We start from the raw sequence: 18,390 nt of genomic DNA on the forward strand, positions 1-18,390 counted from the left end.
CGGGGTGGCCGATGTTACCCGGCAGCCCTGCGAATGGGGCGCTGCCTGACGCCGCGGTGCGCAGCGCTGCGGTACGCTCGCCGGCTTATGAGGATCTCTCCGGAACACCGCCTGCGGGCCGCCTTGCGCGTGGCGCTGAGCCACTATGTCTTCAACGGCCTGTCGGTGGCCTTCGGCCTGCTGCTCATCTCGGCCGGGGTGCACGGTTGGCTGGGCGCGGCGGCGGCCGCCTCGGCGTCGGTCGGGGTCATCGTCACCGCGCCGCCCGACCTGCCCGGCCCGGCCCGGGGCAAGTTCTGGCAGATGCTGCCGGCGCCGCTGCTGGGCGTGCCGCTCTTTTTCGGGGTGCAGATGCTCCACCCTTCGGAGCTGGCCCTGGGACTGCTGATCGTGCCGGCCAGCTTCGTCGCGTTCCTGGCCATGGCCTGGGGCAAGCGTGGCGTGCCGATCGCGGTGGCCGTGATGTTCTCCATGGTGTTCTCCATGGCCGTGCCGCCCACGCCGGGCGTGGACCCGCTGACGGCGGCGCTGGCCACCACCGGCCATTTCGCGCTCGGGGCGGCTTTGTACGTGGTGTATTCGGTGGTGGCCAACCATGCGCTCAATGCGCGCTACCGCGTGCAGTCGGTGGCGGATGCGCTGCTGGCGCTCGCCGCGCTGATGCGCGTGCAGGCACGGCAATTCACGCCCGTCGATCTGCAGGGACCGCCCGCGCCCGCTTTGGCGGGGGCCTTGCTGCACCGGCAGGCGGCCCTGGCCGAGCAGTTGCAGGCCGCGCGCAACATCGTGCTGGAGTCGCCCCGCACGCCGCGGCGCCAGCGGCTGGCCGGCATGCTGCTGCTGGTGCTGGAAATGCGCGACCACCTGCTGGCCTGCGAACTGGACCTGGACACGCTCAAGGCCCACCCCGGCCATGCGCCCGTGGTGGTCGGGCTGCGCGACGTGCTGCACCACGTGGCCGACGAGATGGAGCGCCTGGCCGACGCCATGCTCATCGGCCGCAGGCCCACCGCCTTCGCCGACCACCGGCCCCACCTGGCGGCCCTTCGCTGGGAGGAAGCACCCCAGCCCCAGTCCGTGCCCGAGGGCGCCAACCCGTCGCCCCGCCTGCTGGCGCGCGGGCTGGCGGACCGCATCGGCCACATCAACGACGAGGCGCTGCGCATGATCGCCCTGGCCCGCGGTGAGGCCGAGCCCAACCTGGCCGTGGTGCGCGCGAACTGGCAGATGTTCGTGAGCCCCACCGCGTGGTCGTGGCATCCATTCAACGGCCTGTGGCGCTGGGATGCGCCGCCGCTGCGCCACGCCATCCGCGCGGCACTGGCCATGGGCGTGGGCTATGCGGTGGCGCAGGCGCTGCCCTGGGGCACGCACGCCTACTGGATCCTGCTGACCATCGTGGTGGTGCTGCGCGGCAGCCTGGCGCAAACCCTGGAGCGGCGCAACAGCCGCGTGGCCGGCACGCTGCTGGGCTGCGTGCTGGCGCTCGCGCTGCTGTCCATGCACCCCACGGCACTGGGGCTGATCGTCGCGCTCACGCTGGCGCAGGCCGTGGCCCATGGCTTTGCCGTGCGGCGCTACCTCATCACCGCGGTGGCGGCCACGGTGCTCGGACTGGTGCAGTCGCACATGCTGCATGCGGGCAGCAGCACGGCCTTCGCGCTGTTCGAGCGGCTGGCCGATACCCTCATCGGCACCGGCGTGGCCTGGGCGTTTTCCTATGTGCTGCCCTCGTGGGAGCGCACGCAGATCCCCGCCCTCGTGTCGCGCACCTTGGCCGCGCAGGCGCTGCATGCGCGCGAGGCGCTGGCCCTGGGACAACTGCAGGCGGTGGACAACGCGCCCGAGCTGGCCTGGCGATTGGCGCGGCGCGAGGCCTACGACAGTCTCTCGGCCCTGGTGCAGGCCACGCAGCGGTCGCTGTCGGAGCCGCGCGCCGTGCGCCCGCCGCTCGAACCCCTGGAACGGCTGCAGGTGCATTGCTACCAGTTGCTCGCCCAGCTCACGGCCGTGAAGACCATGTTGCTGCTGCGCCGCGGCCACCTGGAGCCCGAGCGGTTGCAGGCGCCGCTGGCCACCACGGCCGAGGCCATCGGCAACGCCCTGTCCGCACCGCGTACTGCGGCGGATGCCGCCATGCCCCCGCGCATCTCGCCCGGCCCCGAGCCGCTGCCCGACCCGTTCGATGCCCAGCTCGGCCCGTGGCTGCTGCGCCGCCTGGGCCTGGCGGTGGGGCTGGCCGAGGAACTGCGCAGCGATGCGGACCAGGTGCTGCAAAGCATGAACACGAAGGCGCCGGACGCGCAACCCGTGGCCGAACGCAGCGCCTGAGGGCGGCTGAGGGCGCGGCCCCCGGGAACGCGCTCAGTCCCGGTGGGCCTAGATCTCGCCTTCCTCTTCGCCTTCGGGCACGGTGGGCAGGCGCGCTTGCGCAGGCGCGGCTGCCGTGGCCTTCCATTGCCCGGCCGGCTCCACCTCGTGGCCGGGGTCCGCGCGCAGCACGGGCTCGTACAAGATCCACTGCGCTACCGTGCGCATGGCTTCGGCGCCCCGGTTGTTCTGGCGCTTCAGGAAGAAGTCCAGGCCGCGCTCGCGCAGGATCTTGGCCTTTTCGCGCAGCAGCAGCAGCGTGGGCTCCCACAGTTCGTCCTTCACCACCAGGTCGTCGAAGCCCTGCGCATGCCCCTGGGCTTCCCGCAGGCGCGTGGCTCCCTGCTCCCGGCATAACGCGGCCTGCTTCATGTGCGCCACCCCTTCGTCCCGCCGGCGCGCCATCACCGGCGACCGGCCGGTCTTGCCCATCGCCTTGCGCTGCATGCGCGCTGCGGCCTGTTCCAGGTGCTCCGCGGCGGCGGCCGTCTGGTCCGCCTCCAGCGCCTTGCGGGCCTGCTTGAGGTGCGCGCGGGTGGAGCGCAGGTCCATGCCGGCCGCCTCGAATTCCGTGGCCGCGCTTTCGTATTCCGTGCAGGCCGCCTCGAACTTCGCCTTGGCGGCTTCGCCATCCATGCGGGCGAGTGCGCGGAACATGTCCAGCGCGGGGGCGGCGGGCGCCTTCATCGCCTTGTCGGCGAACATGGCCGCCAGGCCGTTGCCCTGTGCGAACGCCTGGGTCTGCTCCATGAAATGTTCGAGCTGCAGTTCGGACGCGACATGCTTCAAGTCGTCGTCCACCGCAGCGCCCAGCTTGCCCACCCCGTAGGCCGACCAGCTGTCCCACTCGTCGCGCACGAGCTGCTGGAACACGTCGAACTCCGAGACATCGGTGGCGCGGTCGCTGCGCATCGGGTCGATCTCGTCGTCGAACACGAACAGCGTGCAAAAGTGGGTCACGGCCTTGGAGACCAGTTCCCGGCCGTAGCTGGCATCCAGCAGCCCCAGGCTGCCGCTGGCCTTCTGGCGCGGACCGTTCTTCGGATCGTCCTGCACGGATTCCGCGAACTGCACCCCCAGCGTGGCGCGCCCCGACACCTCCACCTTCATCTGGGCCGTGGCATCGCGGTAGATGGTGGTCATGTAGCCGGCCACCGTGGTGCGGGTCTGGCCGTTGTCCTGCTGGGATTTGACGCCCACGCCCGCTGACACGCCGGCCCGCCGCCCCTTGCCCGCCACCTCGCCCACCCGCACGCCTGCGCTGAGCGACACGTTGGTCTCGGTGCCCATGCTGCTGCGCTGCGCGTCGTCGATGATCCCCATGCTCAGCTCGGGGTGGTGGGCCAGCAGCTCCCGCATCCAGTCCCGGCGGGCTGGCTGGCCATCCCCGGTGGGGGCCGCCATGTCGAACAAATGCTCCAGCGCGTCGATGAACTGCGCGTCCAGCTGGGGCTCGCGGTTCTTGGTCAGCCGGGGCATGCGCATCTGCACGCCGTTCTCCACACCCCGCTCGCCGCGCCAGCGCCAGTCGGCCCCGCCGGTCACGCCGAAGCTGGCCTGGTCGGTGTCCATCGCAACCGAGTAGCCGGTGTTCACCCCGGCACCGGCCTGTACCTGGTTGGTGGACTGGGACGTGATCTGCAGGTACATGCCGGTGCGGCCGCGGTACAGCTCCAGGATGCGGTCCTCGTTGTGCTGCACCCCGCCGATGAGCTTGACGCCCAGGCCCACGGCGCTCGTGATCGCCGCGGCCGCCGACAGCGGACCGAGGTTGACGCCGTAGGTCTTCTGGCCCAGCAGCTTCATCCGGTCGCGCCATTCGAGGTGCTGGGCCACATCGCGCAGCAGATTGAACAGCGCCCGGCTGTTGGTGGCGTTGGCCGGGTCCCCGTCGTGCAGCAGGTTGAGGGCTTTGTACAGCGCCACGTGGAAGGCATTGCCCTGTGCCTGCACGTGTTCCCCATCGGCGCTGACCGGTGGCGGGGCGGACCCGTTTTTTGCTTCTTGCAGCGGCTCGCTCAGCAATGCGTGCTGCAGCAGGGCGAGGGCTTGCACGCCGGTGTGCGGCTGGGCGCGCAGTTGCTCCCACGCGGAGCGCATCGCGGGGGATTCCGTGGCGGTGGTGATCTCGCCGCCACGGCGGGCGGTTTTTCGCGCCGCATCGCGCCGTGCGGCATCGCATTGCGCGCGGATGCCGTCGAGCAGGGCGGTGTCCAGCACCATGGAGGCGCGCTCGGTGCCCTCGGGCGCCCAGCGTATCTTTTCGGCGATGGCCTGCCAGGCCAGTTCGGATTCGGAGGGCACCTCGGTCGCAGGCCGTTGCGCTCGCGCGGCCCTGAGGTACTGGGTGAGGTGGTCTGCCGCTTTCTCCAGTTCGTCTTCCGCCCGGCGGTTCGGGGTGGGCAAGGCGGTGGCCGATCCCACCTGCAGGGCCTGCGGCAGCGAGCGCAGCGGGTTGATCTTCTGGCCCCGCCGGCTCTTGGGGGCGGCGGGGCTGGCCGCACCGGCCTCGGTGTGGTTGATGTCGTGCAGCCAGTCCGCGATTTTCTGCAGGTGCTGGTTGGCGCGGTCGTAGGGGGAGCCCTCGGCGTTGCTGCGGTAGCCGTTGCGGATGGCGTGGTAGGCCGCGCGCTCGTCGTCCGTGCAGGCGGCCAGGGCTTGGGCCGGGTCGGCGGCGTGCAGGGCCGTGCGGGCGGCATGGGAGGCGGCGGCCAGCCATTCGCGCAGCTGCGGTGTGGGCGCGGTCCGCATCGCGGTTTCGGTCTGCAGGGCCAGGCGCGCCGTGTGGCGGCGGGTATGGTCGGGCGTGCCTTCGGCCGCCGGTGCCAGCAGGTGGCCCAGCGCCTGGGTGCCGCGCGGCATGCGGGCCAGAAGGTCCACCGTGCGCTGGGTGGCATCGTCCAGCGCGGGCGTTGCGTGCGGGCCTGCGGCCGGGTCGGGCAGCAGCGTGCCCCAGGTGTGGGTGCGCAGGGCCTGCAGCGTTTTCAGCGCCACCTCTGCATTGCCCTCGCTGATGTCGGCCAGGGCCTTGATCGCCATCGTCAGTGCGGCCGCGGGCTCGATGGCTTCGGCGCCGTGGCGGGCGGGGTCGATGGTCTTCACCCAGTCGCGGAGCGCCTCGCGCAGGGCCTCGATCTCGGGCGAGCTTCGGTACACCTCGAAGCCGGGCAGGCGCCGCAGCTGCAGGTCGATGACCTCGCCATAGGTCTTTTGCAGGGCTTCGGTCGCAATCCGGTCGCGGCGCTGGGCGTGCTCCAGCTGCACCTCGGCCTCCTTGCGGCGCTGGGCCAGGGCCGGCTGCAGCGACTTCAGGTCGGCGGCGCCGGCTTCGAACTCGAACATTTCTCGCGCGGCGGTCTGGGCCAGTCGCTGGGTGTGTTCCAGCGCGGCGTCCTTGTCCTGACTGCGCAGCACCAATTCGGCGTGCTTGTCGGCTTGCCGGCTTTTCAGTGCCTGCAGTGCCTCGATGTGCTCGGCCAGCCCGTCCAGCTCGCCACGGCGGCTGCCGCCCGCTTCTTCGCTGTCTGCGCGCAAGCGCTCGAGCGCCTGGTCCAGCCGCTGCTGCGTGGCCTGCAGTTCCTTTTGCGCGGCGGCTTGCTGCGCATGCAGCGCGGCCTGCCAGATGGCCAGGGATTTCTTTTCGCTGGTGAGCTGGTGCGCCTGGTCGGCCATGTGCGCGGCCCGCTGGCCGCGCAAGCCGGCCTCGGTGGCCTGGTGCGCTTCGTGGTGCTGCACCAGCCGTTCCATCGCGATGGCCTTGTCCACGGCGATCTGGGCCAGCCGCACGGTTTCGCCGGCCTTCATCTGGCCGGCCAGCACCGGCGCCACGCTCTCCCACTGGCCGCGGCTGCGCGGCGGGATGCGCGAGGGGTCCTGCGGGGTGTTCTGGTAACGGAGCATTTCCTCGATGGGCTTCGGGTTGCCCCGCGCCATGCCGAAGCAACTGCCCACCTTGTTCGCCAACTGGCCCAGCACCGATCGGGGCTTGCGCGGGGGCATGGCCGCGGCATCGGCGGCGGGCAGCGGCTGCGCGAGGTATTTGCGCGCGGCCCGGCCCGCGTCGTACATGGGCGAAAGCAGTTCGTTCTGCGCGGCCCGCGGGTCGAGCTGGTGCAGCTTGTGGTGGGCCTGTTTGTGGCTGGCCGGCGCACCGGCGTGGGCACTCGATGTCGAGTTGCCGGGCACGCCTGCGGACGAGGTGGTGGGACGCACTGAGAATTTGGGCATGGTGTCCAGTCGTTCATGGGCGTCGTGTGCGTTCCGCGGGCGAGGGTTGCCCGGGAACAGTGGCTGGACCGGGCGCGTTGCACGCCCTGCGTTGGCTGGCCACGACACGCGCGATGGTGCAATGCGGCACCCGGGGCCGCGGGTCGGCCTGCGAAGGGCGGTGCAGCCGGGCGAAGCCAAGGTCTTGATCTGGCGCGCCAGCGAGAGTGTGCCGGCCGTGCTAAGTTCCGGGCCGAACCGACGATCAGGTTATAAAGAAACGACCAAATGATGATGAGCCATCTGCAGCGGAAAATCCACGCGCAGCCCGCCAGCCGACTGGCTGGCATGCGCCGTGGCATCGAAAAAGAGGGACTGCGGGTGCTGCCCACGGGAGGGCTGGCGCTCACGCCGCACCCGGCGGCGCTCGGCTCGGCGCTGACCCATCCCCACATCACCACCGACTACAGCGAGTCGCAGATCGAGCTGATCACGGGCGCGCGCCTGGGTGTGCAGGAATGCCTGGACGAACTCACCGAGATCCACCAGTTCGTCTACCGCAGCCTGCAGGCTTCGGGCGGCGAGATGCTGTGGCTGTCCAGCATGCCCTGCGGCCTGCCCACCGACGAGACCATTCCCCTGGCACGCTACGGCTCGTCCAACGTGGGGCGCGCCAAGAGCGTGTACCGCATGGGGCTGGGCCACCGCTACGGCCGGCGCATGCAGACCATCTCGGGCATTCACTACAACTGGTCGCTGCCCGATGTGACCAGCGACGAATACTTCGCGCTGATCCGCAACTTCCGCCGCCATGCCTTCGTGCTGCTGTACCTGTTCGGCGCCTCGCCCGCGCTGTGCCCGTGCTTCGTGCAGGGGCGCGAGCACGGCCTGCAGCGTCTGGGCGGCGAGGCGCTCTACCTGCCGCACGCCACCTCGCTGCGCATGGGCCGCCTGGGCTACCAGAGCGATGCGCAGGCCACGCTGGCGGTGAGCTACAACGGCCTGGACGGCTACGCCGCCTCGCTGCGCGAAGCCCTGAGCCGGCCATACCCCGCCTACGAGGCGCTGGGCGTGCGCAACCCCGGGGGCGAATACAACCAGCTGGGCACCAGCCTGCTGCAGATCGAGAACGAGTTCTACGGCACCATCCGCCCCAAGCGCACCGTGCGCTCGGGCGAGCGGCCCCTGAACGCGCTGCGCGACCGGGGCGTGGAATACGTCGAGGTGCGGCTGATGGACCTGGACCCGTTCGCGCCGCTGGGCATCGAGACGCAGACCATGCGCCTGCTGGACGTGTTCCTGCTGCACTGCCTGCTGTCCGACAGCCCGCCCGACACGCCGCAGGAGATCGCCGAGCTGCAGCGCAACCAGCACCTGACCGCCGAGCGCGGCCGCGAGCCGGGCCTGTTGCTGCAGCGCGGCGGGCGCGAGATTCCGCTGGCCGAATGGGGCACGCAGGTGCTGGCCGAGTGCGAGCCGCTGGCCGCGGCGCTGGACGCCGCGCACGGCACCGGCGACTACGGCAGCGCGCTGGCCGATGCCCGGCGCCTCATGCAGCAGCCGCAGGCCACGCCGTCGGCCCGCGTGCTCGACCGCATGGCCGAGGCGCACGGCAAGAGTTTCAGCGCCTTCGCGCTGGAGCGATCGCAATGGGCGCGCGACACGCTGCTGGCCATGCCCTGGACCGAGGCGCAGCAGGCCCGGTTCGAGGCCGCCGCCGCGCAATCGGTGGCCGAGCAAAAGGCCATCGAAGCGGCCGACACCCTGCCGTTCGAAGCCTGGCGCGAGCAGTACATGGCGGTGCCCGTCCACGGCTGAGGCCTGTACTGCCCGGGCATCCCCGGGACGGCTGCCCGCGCCGCGCGCTCAGCCCGGCTTGCGGGCCTGCGCCGCACTGCGGATGCCCTGCAGCGTGCCCGTGGGCGTGATGGCCTCCGGGTCCAGCAGGCAGTGCAGCACGCAGGGCAGGCCGCTGGCCCGGGCGCGTGCCAGCGCCGGGGCGAACTCCGCCGTCGTCTCCACCCGCTCGCCATGCCCGCCGAAGGCCGCGGCATAGGCCTTGAAATCCGGGTTCTTCAACTGGGTGGCGCTCACGCGGCCGGGGTATTCGCGCTCCTGGTGCATGCGGATGGTGCCGTACATGGCGTTGTCCAGCAGCACCACGATGATGGGCAGGCCGTACTGCACGGCGGTGGCGAACTCCTGCCCGTGCATCAGAAAGTCGCCGTCGCCCGCGAACACCACGACCTCGCGCTGCGGCCACAGCCGCTTGGCCCCCACGCCGGCCGGCAGGCCGTAGCCCATCGATCCGCTGGTGGGCGCCAGCTGGCTGGCATAGGCGGTGAACGGCCAGAAGCGGTGCACCCAGGTGGCGAAGTTGCCCGCGCCGTTGCAGAAGATCGCATCGGCCGGCAGCACCTCGCGCAGGTGCCGCATGACCTCGCCCATCTGCAGCGGGCCCGGGATGCGGATCGGGTCCGGATCGCTCCAGGCCAGGTACTCGGCGCGGGCGGCCTGCGTGTGCGCCGCCCAGTGCACCGCGTCGGGCGGCTGCAGCGCGGCGAGTGCGTTGGCAAAGGCCTGCGGCGTGGCGTGGATGGACTGCGTCGCCCGGTACAGGCGGCCCAGTTCGTTGGCATCGGCATGCACATGCACCAGGGGCTGCGACGGCACGGGAATGTCGAACAGCTCGTAACCCTGCGACGGAATCTCCGACAGGCGCCCACCCACCACCAGCACCAGGTCGCTCGCGCGGATGCGCGCCAGCAGCTTGGGGTTCACCCCCAGGCCCAGGTCGCCGCCGTAGCTGTCATGGTCGGCCGGGAACAGCATCTGCCGGCGAAACGAGCAGTACACCGGCAGCGACCAGGCCTGCGCGAACGCGACGAAGTCGCGCACCGCCTGCTCTGACCAGCGGCTGCCGCCCAGGATGGCGACGGGGCGCTCGGCGGCGGCCAGGCGCTCGGCCAGTTCCTGCAGCGCGGCGGCGCCGGGGTGGGTTTCCGGCACCGTGTAGGGCAGGGCGTCGGCCACCTGCACCGCATCGGTCAGCATGTCCTCGGGCAGCGCCACCACCACCGGGCCCGGGCGGCCCGACGTGGCGACGTGGAAGGCGCGCGACACCAGTTCGGGCACGCGGCGCGCGTCGTCGATCTGCACCACCCACTTGGCCATGGTGCCGAACACGGCGCCGTAGTCCAGCTCCTGGAACGCCTCGCGCCCCAGCGCGCCGCGCGCCACCTGGCCCACGAACACGATGAGCGGCGTCGAATCCTGGTGCGCGATGTGGATGCCCGCCGAGGCATTGGTCACCCCCGGGCCGCGCGTCACGAAGCAGATGCCGGGCTGCCCGGTGAGCTTGCCCTGCGCCTCGGCCATCATGGCCGCGCCGCCCTCCTGGCGGCACACGGTGACGGCGATCTGCGCGTCGTGCAGGGCATCCAGAACGGCCAGGTAGCTTTCGCCGGGCACGCAGAAAAGCTGTTGCACGCCGTGCAGGATGAGCTGGTCCACGAGGACCTGGCCGCCGGTGCGGGGGGAAACGGTGGAAGTCATGAAGGCGTCGATCAAGGGCGTTGAAGGAATGGAAACACGGCAAGCCGGCTCACCGCAGCGCCGCGCAGGCGTCCTGGATGCGCTGGCAGGCCGTCTGCAGCTGGGCCATCGAGGTAGCGTACGAGATGCGAAAGTACGGCGCCAGCCCGAAATACGTGCCCGGCACCACGGCCACCTCGTACTCGGCCAGCAGGTACTGGCAAAAGTCCACGTCGGTCTTGAGCAGCGCGCCGCCCGGCGTGGTGCGGCCCAGCGAGCCGGCGCAGCTGGCATAGGTGTAGAACGCGCCCTCGGGCGTGCGGCAGCGCAGGCCGGGCGCCTGGTTCAGCGCCTGCACCACGAAGTCGCGCCGGGCCTGGAAGTCCGCGCAGCGCTCGGCCACGATGGCCTGCGGCCCGGTCAGCGCCTCGATGGCCGCCGCCTGGCTGATGGACGAAGGGCACGAGGTGCACTGGCTCTGCACCACCGCCATGGCGGCGATCAACTCGCGCGGGCCGCCGGCGAAGCCGATGCGCCAACCCGTCATCGCATAGGCCTTGGACACGCCGTTCACCGTGAGGCAGCGGTTTTTCAGGCGCGGCTCCAGCGCGGCCGGCGTGGCGAAGGCCGCGCCGTCGTACAGGATGTGCTCGTAGATGTCGTCCGACAGCAGCCACACCTGCGGGTGGCGCAGCAGCACGTCCAGCAGCGGGCGCAACTGCGCGGCGCTGTAGGCGGCCCCGGTGGGGTTGGAGGGCGAGTTGAGCAGCAACCAGCGCGTGCGCGGCGTGATGGCCGCCTCCAGCGCGGCCGGCGTCAGCCGAAAACCGTCCGCCTCGGTGCACGGCACGGTGACCGGCACGCCGCCCGCGATCGTCACCACGTCGGCATACGACGACCAGTAGGGCGCGGGCAGGATCACTTCGTCGCCCGGGTCCAGCGTGGCCATGAACGCGTTGTAGAGCACCTGCTTGGCCCCCGTGCCCACGGTGATCTCGTCCAGGGCGAAGTCCAGGCCGTTGTCCCGCCGGAACTTCTCGCGCACGGCTTCCTTCATCGCCGGGCTGCCGTCCAGCACCGTGTAGCGGGTCTCGCCGCGCGCCAGCGCCCGGCGCGCCGCCTCCAGGATGTGGTCGGGCGTGTCGAAGTCGGGCTCGCCCGCACCCAGCACGATCACCGGCCGGCCCGAGCGCTTGAGCGCGTTGGCGTGGTCCGTGATGCGCAGGATGGGCGACACGCCCAGCGCCGCGATGCGCCGCGCGGGCGTGAACGCGCCGGGCGGGGTTGCGCCATTGGCAAGGGCGGTGGGCAGGGTGGCGGTCATTTGAGGTAGGCCTCCAGCGGCTTGTCGTTGGGCGCCGCGATCAGTTGCCGCAGCGTTCCGCTCATGGGCAGGTTCAGGCTCAGGTTGCGTGGCGGGATGGGGCTGGTGAACCACTTGGCGTAGATCTTTTCCAGCTCGCCCGTCTGCATCAGCCGCACCAGCACGCCGTCCACCCCGGCCTTGAACGCAGGGTCGTCCTTGCGGAACAGCAGCGCGATCGGCTCCGATCCCATCGGCTCACCCGCGATGCGGTAGGCCGCCGGGTCCTTGGAGGTGGCGATGGCGCCCGCCAGCAGGTTGTCGTCCAGCACGAAGGCATCGGCGCGGCCCGACTCCATCAGCAAAAAGCTCTCCTGGTGGTCCTTGCCCAGCAGCGTCTTGATGGGGGCGCCCAGCGCGCGCTCCTGCTTGCGCAGCATCTGCACGGCGGTGGTGCCGGCCGACGCTGCCACGGTGCGCCCGCCCAGTTGGCTGACCGAGTTCAAATCCGAATCCGCGCGCACCGCCATGCGCACCTCGCTCACGTAGGTGGTCACGGCAAAGGCCACCTGCTGCTGGCGCGCCGTGTTGTTGGTGGTGGGCCCGCAGCCGATGTCGATGGTGCCGTTCTGGACCAGCGCCAGCGTGTTCTGCGCGGTCACCGCCATGTATTCGAGCCGGGCCTGCGGCGCGATCTCCTTCATCACGCGCTCGCACAGCTCCACGTGGTAGCCCACGAACTTCTCGTTCGCGCCCAGGGCGTAGGCCATGGGCGGCGAGGCCTCGCGCACCCCCAGCACCACCTTGCCGGCGGCCTTGATCTTCTCCAGCGTGGGCTGCTGCGCCGATGGGTTGGCGGGCGGTGCGGACGCCTGCGCGGCGGCTGCGCCGCACCAGAAAAAGGCCGCTGCGGCCGTGGCCGCGCCAGCCAGGGCTTTGAGGGGGAATGCCATGGGTGCTTGTCTCCTGTGTGAATGGGCCTGGCCCGTTGGGGCCAGGCCGGGGGGGCGCGGCGGCGGGGATCTAGTGCGCCGCGGCCGATCACTCAGTCGGCGATGTCGAAGGTCACGCCCTGCGCCAGTGGCAGAGCGGTGGAGTAGTTGATGGTGTTGGTCGCGCGGCGCATGTAGGCCTTCCAGCTGTCCGACCCCGCCTCGCGGCCGCCACCGGTCTCCTTCTCGCCGCCGAAGGCCCCGCCGATCTCGGCGCCGCTCGGGCCGATGTTCACGTTGGCAATGCCGCAGTCCGACCCCGCGGCCGACATGAACTGCTCGGCCTCGCGCACGTTCAGCGTGAAGATCGACGACGACAGGCCCGCGCCCACCGCGTTGTTCATGGCGATCGCCTCCTCCAGCGTGCCGTAGCGCACCACGTACAGGATGGGCGCGAAGGTTTCATGCAGCGCCGGGCCTTCGTGCTTTGGCAGCTCCACCAGCGCCGGGCGCACGTAATACGCCTCGCTGCCCGCGATGTCCTCCACCCGATCGCCACCGTGCACCGTGGCGCCCAGCGCGCGGCTTTGCGCCAGCGCCTTCTGCATGCCCTCGAAGGCCGGCCGGTCGATCAGCGGGCCCACCAGCGTGCCGGGCGTGCGCGGGTCGCCCACCTGCACGCTGGCATACACCTTGGCGAGCTGGGGCACCAGCTGGTCGTAGATGCTCTCGTGCACGAACAGCCGGCGCAGCGTGGTGCAGCGCTGGCCCGCCGTGCCCATGGCCGCGAAGGCGATGCCGCGCAGCGCCAGGCCCAGGTCGGCCGTGGGCGCCACGATGGCCGCGTTGTTGCCGCCCAGCTCCAGGATGCCGCGCGCAAAGCGGGCCGCCAGGCGCGGGCCCACGGCCCGTCCCATGGCGGTGGAGCCCGTGGCCGACAGCACCGGCACGCGCGCGTCATCCACCAGCACCTCGCCCAGGTCGCGCTGGCCGATGATCAGCTCCAGCAGGCCCGCGGGCGCATCGGCGCCGAAGCGGGCGATGGCGCGCTGCGCGATCGCGTGCGTGGCCAGCGCGGTGAGCGGGGTTTTTTCCGACGGCTTCCACACCACCGGATCGCCGCACACCAGCGCCAGCGCCGCATTCCACGACCACACCGCCACGGGAAAATTGAACGCCGAGATCACGCCGCACACGCCCAGCGGGTGCCACGTTTCCATCATGCGGTGGCCGGTGCGCTCGGTGGCGATCGTCAGGCCGTACAACTGGCGCGACAGGCCCACGGCGAAGTCGCAGATGTCGATCATCTCCTGCACCTCGCCCAGCCCCTCGGACGGCACCTTGCCCGCCTCGATGGTCACCAGCAGGCCCAGGGCGGCCTTGGCCGCGCGCAGCTCTTCGCCCAGCAGTCGCACCAGCTCGCCCCGGCGCGGCGCCGGCACATTGCGCCAGGCCTGGAAGGCCGCATGCGCCCGCCCGATGGCCGCCGTGGCCTCGGCCGCGCTGTGCTGCGGCACCGCGCCGATCGCCTCGCCCGTGATGGGCGAGCGCACGGGCAAGCTGCCGCCCGTGTAGGCCGTGCGCGGCACGCCCAGGCGTTGCAGCAATTGATCGACCTCCGCCGAGACGGCAGGGGCGGGCGTGGCGGGTGCGGAAGGGTTGGCGGCGTTGGCAGACATGGCGGTAGTGCTCGCAGTCAAAAAACAAGAACGGTAAAACGCGACGAAGAAAAGAAGCAAGAAAGCGTGCGCCAATATCCCCCAATCGCGCCCGCCTGCATAGCAAAATAACGGAACGACTTGATGTAAACATGGAATCAAGTCCTGGGTTGGTAAAAACCCTTGCCCTAGTCGAATCTGCGCTGGCCGGCAATGCCCTGCGCAGAGTCATTCCCTTGGAGCATGACCTTGTTGCGCCGCGCCTTTCTCCCCTCCATGGCCGACCTGTTGGCCTTCGAAGCCGCCGCCCGCCACCACAGCGTGTCGCGCGCGGCCGAAGAACTGCACCTGACCCAGAGCGCCGTCTCGCGCCAGATCCGCCAGCTGGAGGCGCAACTGGGCACCGCCCTGTTCCACCGCGTGCGCCAGCGCGTGGTGCTCACCGACGCCGGCCGCGTCTACGCCGCCGATCTGCAGGGCGTGCTGCAGCAGCTGTCGGCCATCACGCAAAAGGCCATGGCCTTCAGCAGCACCGACGGCCTGCTCAATCTGGCCGTGCTGCCCACCCTCGGCACCCGCTGGCTCATCCCGCGCCTGGGCGGCTTCATGGCGCTGCACCCGGAAGTGACGGTCAATTTTGCGGCGCGCTCCGAGCCGTTCGACTTTGCGGGCACCCCGTTCGACGCCGCCATCCACTTCGGCACGCCCCACTGGGCCGGCGCGGTGTGCGAATACCTCATGCACGAAGAGGTGGTGCCGGTGTGCAGCCCTGGCTACCAAAGCCAGCACGGCATCCACACCCCGCAAGACCTGGCGCGCGTGGTGCTGCTGCAGCAGAGCACGCGGCCCACGCAGTGGTCGGAATGGTTCGAATTGGTGGGCGCCCCGACCAGCCTGGCATTGCGCGGGCCACGGCACGAGCAGTTCGCCATGATTGCGCAGGCGGCGGTGTCGGGGCTGGGGGCGGCGCTGCTGCCGCGGTTCTTGATCGAGCCGGAGCTGGCGGCGGGGAGCCTGGTGGAGTTGTCGGATACGGTGCTGACCAGCGGCGATGCGTATTACCTGGTGTATCCGGAGGCGCGGGCGGAGGCGCCGTTGGTGAAGGCGTTCAGGGATTGGGTGGTGGGGGAGAGTGGGGGAGTTAATGTGAGAAGTTAGGTTGGCCTGAAGAAACTATCAGTCCCAGAACTAAGATTTTGAAGAATCAGCGCCACAGAAATCGAAGGTTGGTGATCTAACGGGCAAAGAGGATTAACCAGCCGGGAGGCTTCGTCTTACGGGACGCAGCCCAGGCCCATTAAAAAGTCCCCGCGGCGGCGATTCCCAACACAGCCATTGAAGACCATCGGTATTGGACGATCGCTTCACCCTGAACCGGGCGCTTATGCCCGCAGCGACAGGCTCATATCGACCCGGAGCGACTTTCATAAAGTTGCAAAGCACAAATTGGTCGCCCGTTCTTTTAACGCGAGCCATACTTCTCTTAACAACTGCATTAAGGGATGTATGGTTTCGATTCATGTGGGAGACGAAGAGAAGACCGCGGAGATCAGCGACTGGGCGATTTTCTGGAGCGACAAGTACGAAGCCTTGCAACTGACCTGTTCCTACACATCCAAGAAAAAATACACGTACCCGCTTTGCGAGTGTCGCGTTGCTCCTATCCGTGAGCTGGGCGAGATGATGTTGACCAAGCTTGGCAGCAAAATCGTCAAACCCATCGCTAGGGCGACGATCTATGGCGAGCGGTATGCCGTCGTTCAGTATCCCGATGCCAACAAGCCATATATCTACAAAATGGACAGCATCGGCCTGGACGCGCCGACGACCATAAAGGATGCTCCGGTCTTTCAGTATTTTGCGGCTGTAGCGAACTCCCGGATGAAGCGCGCTGCTTCGAAGACCGACTATGAGATTGCGGCCAATGTTGTGCGCCAACTGGGGCAACTGCCTGCCAGTGCCGACACCGCCTTGCAAGCCTATTGCACTGGGCGCAACGGTGCGCTGAGGCCGGGCCAGGGATTGATTTATCCGTTCGGGCTGAACGAGAGTCAGCTTACGGCTGTGGAGCAAGCCTTTCGCTCACAAGTGAGCGTGATAGAAGGCCCGCCAGGAACCGGAAAGACTCAAACCATCTTGAACGTCCTTGCCAATATCGTGCTGCGTGGGCAAACGGTGGCGGTGCTGTCCAACAACAATGCAGCGGTACAAAACGTCTACGAAAAACTGGAGAAAGTTGGCCTGGGCCACTTGATCGCCAAACTTGGCAATCAGGTCAATCGCAGCGACTTCTTTGCGGACCTGCCTGCATGGCCCTCGGATGAGCCTGAGTGTGCGCCGGCTTTGGAAGAGATTCAGGAGTTGCTGGCTCGCGTAAAACAGCATTTGCATGACCACAATCGGGCGGCGCAACTGCAGGTCGACATCGATGAGCTGCGCGTTGAGCGGCGTTATCTGTCGCGGTGGCTTGAAGAGAGTGGCGTGCAGTCCACCGCCTCAGTGAATAAGTACGGGCTGAACCCGCGCAAGACTGCAGACCTGATGGCCTACCTGTCGCATCTTGGCGAGCAGCGCATCCGCCTCAAGGACCGCATTGAGCTGCTGTTCAATTTCAGGATTTTTCGCGCCAAGCCTTTCGCCGAGGGTGATGCACGTCTGGCTGTGTTTCACGCCCTACAAATGCACTATTACGACAAGGCGTTGCAGGACAAGGAAGCGGAGCTTCAGGCGTGCCGAGAGTCACTCGCTCGCGGCAATTTCGATGTCTCGCTGGAGGCCTTGAAGACAGCGTCGATGCGCCACCTGAAGCAGCACCTGCAACGTCAGAAACGTCCGCTGGACTGCTTTGATGCGAAGACGTACCGGCGACAGTTCGATGCCTTCGTGAAGCGCTTCCCGATCCTGGGTAGCGGCACACACTCCATCGTCAATTCGATCGCGCCGGGGGCGATCCTCGACTACGTGATCATCGACGAAGCCTCGCTGCAGGACCTCGTGCCGGGCATCCTGCCGCTGGGTTGCGCAAAGAACCTGATCGTCGTTGGCGACAGCCGTCAGTTGGCACATATCCCCGTGGTGCTCGGCCTGCGGGCGCCTGCCGAGGCCTACGATTGCGAGCGCTACAGCCTGCTCGACTCTTGTATCGGCGTGTTCAAGGGGGCGCTGCCGAGGACGCTGCTGAAAGAGCATTACCGCTGCCATCCCAAGATCATCCAGTTCTGCAACCAGCAGTTCTACGACAACGCGCTAGTGCCGATGACCAAGGACGACGGCGAGGAGCCCCTGCGTTTGGTGGTGACTGCCAAGGGTAACCACGCTCGTCAGAATACCAACCTGCGAGAGCTGGACTCGCTGGTCAAGCTGCTCAGCGAAGAAGAAGAGCCCATCGGACTGGACGGCGACGGGCGTGGGTTCATCGCCCCGTTCCGGGCACAGGTCAACTTGTCCAGCACGCGTCTGCCGGCGGATTTCGTCAAGGACACCGTGCATAAGTTCCAGGGTCGAGAATGCGACGAGATCGTTTTCTCCACCGTGTTGGACAAGAAACGCTACAACCAGGCACGTCCACGACTGGATTTCATCGACGACCCGCGTATGGTCAACGTGGCGGTGTCGCGGGCCAAGCACCGTTTCACTCTGGTGACAGGCGACGAGGTATTCACCGGCAATAACGGCCACATCGCTGCCCTGATGCGCTACGTCACCTATTACGCGCAAGACGAGCAGATCGTGCGTGCCCCTGTGGTGTCGGCCTTCGACCTGCTTTACCGTGAATACGACCAGTCTCTGGCACGCTTGAACGCCCGATTGCGGCCTGAGGATTCGCGTTACAAGTCCGAGCAGATCGTGGCGCAGGTGCTGCGCGAGGCCCTGTCCGTCCAGGCGTGTCAAGCCTTGATGTACCACGGCCAAGTAAAGCTGAATCAGGTTGCATCGCCCAGCGACCCGAACATGACAGAACGCGAGCGCGCCTTCATGTCGCGTGCAAGTTGCGATTTCGTGATTTATTTCAAGGTAGGCAAGACCCCTTTGGGGGTGATTGAAGTCGATGGTGGCCGCCATGACAAACCGGAGCAGGCAGCGCGGGACGCATTGAAGAATCACATCTTGGCGAAAAGTCACCTTCCCATCCTGCGCCTGCGCACCATCGAGAGTGGTATCGAGGAACGAATCGCCGGGTTTCTTGCAGCATGGGCTCATACGACCGCCGACGAGGCTCTATGACCGTCGTTTTCCACGTACTCGCCAACCCGAAATCCCTTAGGGAAGGTCTGCATAAATCGCCCCACGACATGCTTGGCATGGAGATGAAGCCCTGAGACGATACGTCACATGAAGCAGCACAGCCTGGGCTTGGGAATGACGGCGAAGCGAACGCGGCGGCGGG

General features: G+C 68.5%; 9 protein-coding genes. 4 read left to right on the forward strand and 5 right to left on the reverse strand.

The genetic code is table 11. The annotated features are described in order from the left end of the window. Positions 1–87 precede the first annotated feature (87 nt). Complete coding sequence (locus tag AVAK2825_RS13700; protein WP_284399526.1) at positions 88–2,331, forward strand: FUSC family protein; 2,244 nt, start codon at positions 88–90, stop codon at positions 2,329–2,331. 48 nt (positions 2,332–2,379) lie between these two features. Here AVAK2825_RS13700 and xopZ read toward each other — a convergent pair whose 3' ends face one another. Then, positions 2,380–6,597: a XopZ family type III secretion system effector gene (gene xopZ / locus AVAK2825_RS13705; protein WP_284399529.1), complete on the reverse strand. Its 4,218-nt coding sequence runs from the start codon at positions 6,595–6,597 to the stop codon at positions 2,380–2,382. Positions 6,598–6,870: 273 nt separating this feature from the next. Here xopZ and gshA point away from each other — a divergent pair, with 273 nt between their 5' ends. Beyond that, the gene (gene gshA, locus AVAK2825_RS13710) at positions 6,871–8,394 is read left to right on the forward strand and encodes a glutamate--cysteine ligase (protein ID WP_284399579.1); all 1,524 of its coding nucleotides are present in this window, start codon (positions 6,871–6,873) and stop codon (positions 8,392–8,394) included. Between the two features lie 48 nt (positions 8,395–8,442). Here gshA and AVAK2825_RS13715 read toward each other — a convergent pair whose 3' ends face one another. The 4 genes from AVAK2825_RS13715 to amaB form a co-directional block, all read right to left on the reverse strand. After that, complete coding sequence (locus tag AVAK2825_RS13715) at positions 8,443–10,131, reverse strand: thiamine pyrophosphate-binding protein (protein ID WP_284399532.1); 1,689 nt, start codon at positions 10,129–10,131, stop codon at positions 8,443–8,445. A gap of 49 nt (positions 10,132–10,180) precedes the next feature. After that, the gene (locus tag AVAK2825_RS13720; protein ID WP_284399535.1) at positions 10,181–11,434 is read right to left on the reverse strand and encodes a pyridoxal phosphate-dependent aminotransferase; all 1,254 of its coding nucleotides are present in this window, start codon (positions 11,432–11,434) and stop codon (positions 10,181–10,183) included. After that, on the reverse strand, positions 11,431–12,366 hold the full coding sequence (locus AVAK2825_RS13725; protein ID WP_284399537.1) for an amino acid ABC transporter substrate-binding protein: 936 nt from the start codon (positions 12,364–12,366) through the stop codon (positions 11,431–11,433). Before AVAK2825_RS13725 ends, AVAK2825_RS13720 begins: the two co-directional genes overlap by 4 nt. Positions 12,367–12,458: 92 nt before the next feature. Further along, a complete protein-coding gene (gene amaB, locus AVAK2825_RS13730; protein WP_284399540.1) occupies positions 12,459–14,024 on the reverse strand; it encodes an L-piperidine-6-carboxylate dehydrogenase in 1,566 nt (521 codons plus the stop codon). Between the two features lie 222 nt (positions 14,025–14,246). Here amaB and AVAK2825_RS13735 point away from each other — a divergent pair, with 222 nt between their 5' ends. Together AVAK2825_RS13735 and AVAK2825_RS13740 are read left to right on the forward strand one after the other, a co-directional pair. After that, positions 14,247–15,161 carry a LysR family transcriptional regulator gene (locus AVAK2825_RS13735; RefSeq protein WP_284399543.1) on the forward strand — a complete coding sequence of 305 codons (915 nt, stop codon included), beginning with the start codon at positions 14,247–14,249 and terminating at the stop codon, positions 15,159–15,161. A 348-nt stretch (positions 15,162–15,509) separates the two neighbouring features. Next, complete coding sequence (locus tag AVAK2825_RS13740) at positions 15,510–18,227, forward strand: DEAD/DEAH box helicase (RefSeq protein WP_284399545.1); 2,718 nt, start codon at positions 15,510–15,512, stop codon at positions 18,225–18,227. Positions 18,228–18,390 lie beyond the last annotated feature (163 nt).

Origin of the sequence: Acidovorax sp. SUPP2825 (assembly GCF_030158995.1) — a bacterium.
Taxonomy (GTDB): Bacteria; Pseudomonadota; Gammaproteobacteria; order Burkholderiales; family Burkholderiaceae_C; genus Paracidovorax.

Excerpts from the sequence above, each read along its gene's own strand:
- AVAK2825_RS13725 (WP_284399537.1), bottom strand. The coding sequence starts at position 12,366 with ATGGCATTCCCCCTCAAAGCCCTGGCTGGCGCGGCCACGGCCGCAGCG.
- AVAK2825_RS13735 (WP_284399543.1), top strand. The coding sequence starts at position 14,247 with ATGACCTTGTTGCGCCGCGCCTTTCTCCCCTCCATGGCCGACCTGTTG.
- AVAK2825_RS13715 (WP_284399532.1), bottom strand. The coding sequence starts at position 10,131 with ATGACTTCCACCGTTTCCCCCCGCACCGGCGGCCAGGTCCTCGTGGAC.
- AVAK2825_RS13700 (WP_284399526.1), top strand. The coding sequence starts at position 88 with ATGAGGATCTCTCCGGAACACCGCCTGCGGGCCGCCTTGCGCGTGGCG.
- gshA (WP_284399579.1), top strand. The coding sequence starts at position 6,871 with ATGAGCCATCTGCAGCGGAAAATCCACGCGCAGCCCGCCAGCCGACTG.
- xopZ (WP_284399529.1), bottom strand. The coding sequence starts at position 6,597 with ATGCCCAAATTCTCAGTGCGTCCCACCACCTCGTCCGCAGGCGTGCCC.
- AVAK2825_RS13740 (WP_284399545.1), top strand. The coding sequence starts at position 15,510 with ATGGTTTCGATTCATGTGGGAGACGAAGAGAAGACCGCGGAGATCAGC.
- AVAK2825_RS13720 (WP_284399535.1), bottom strand. The coding sequence starts at position 11,434 with ATGACCGCCACCCTGCCCACCGCCCTTGCCAATGGCGCAACCCCGCCC.
- amaB (WP_284399540.1), bottom strand. The coding sequence starts at position 14,024 with ATGTCTGCCAACGCCGCCAACCCTTCCGCACCCGCCACGCCCGCCCCT.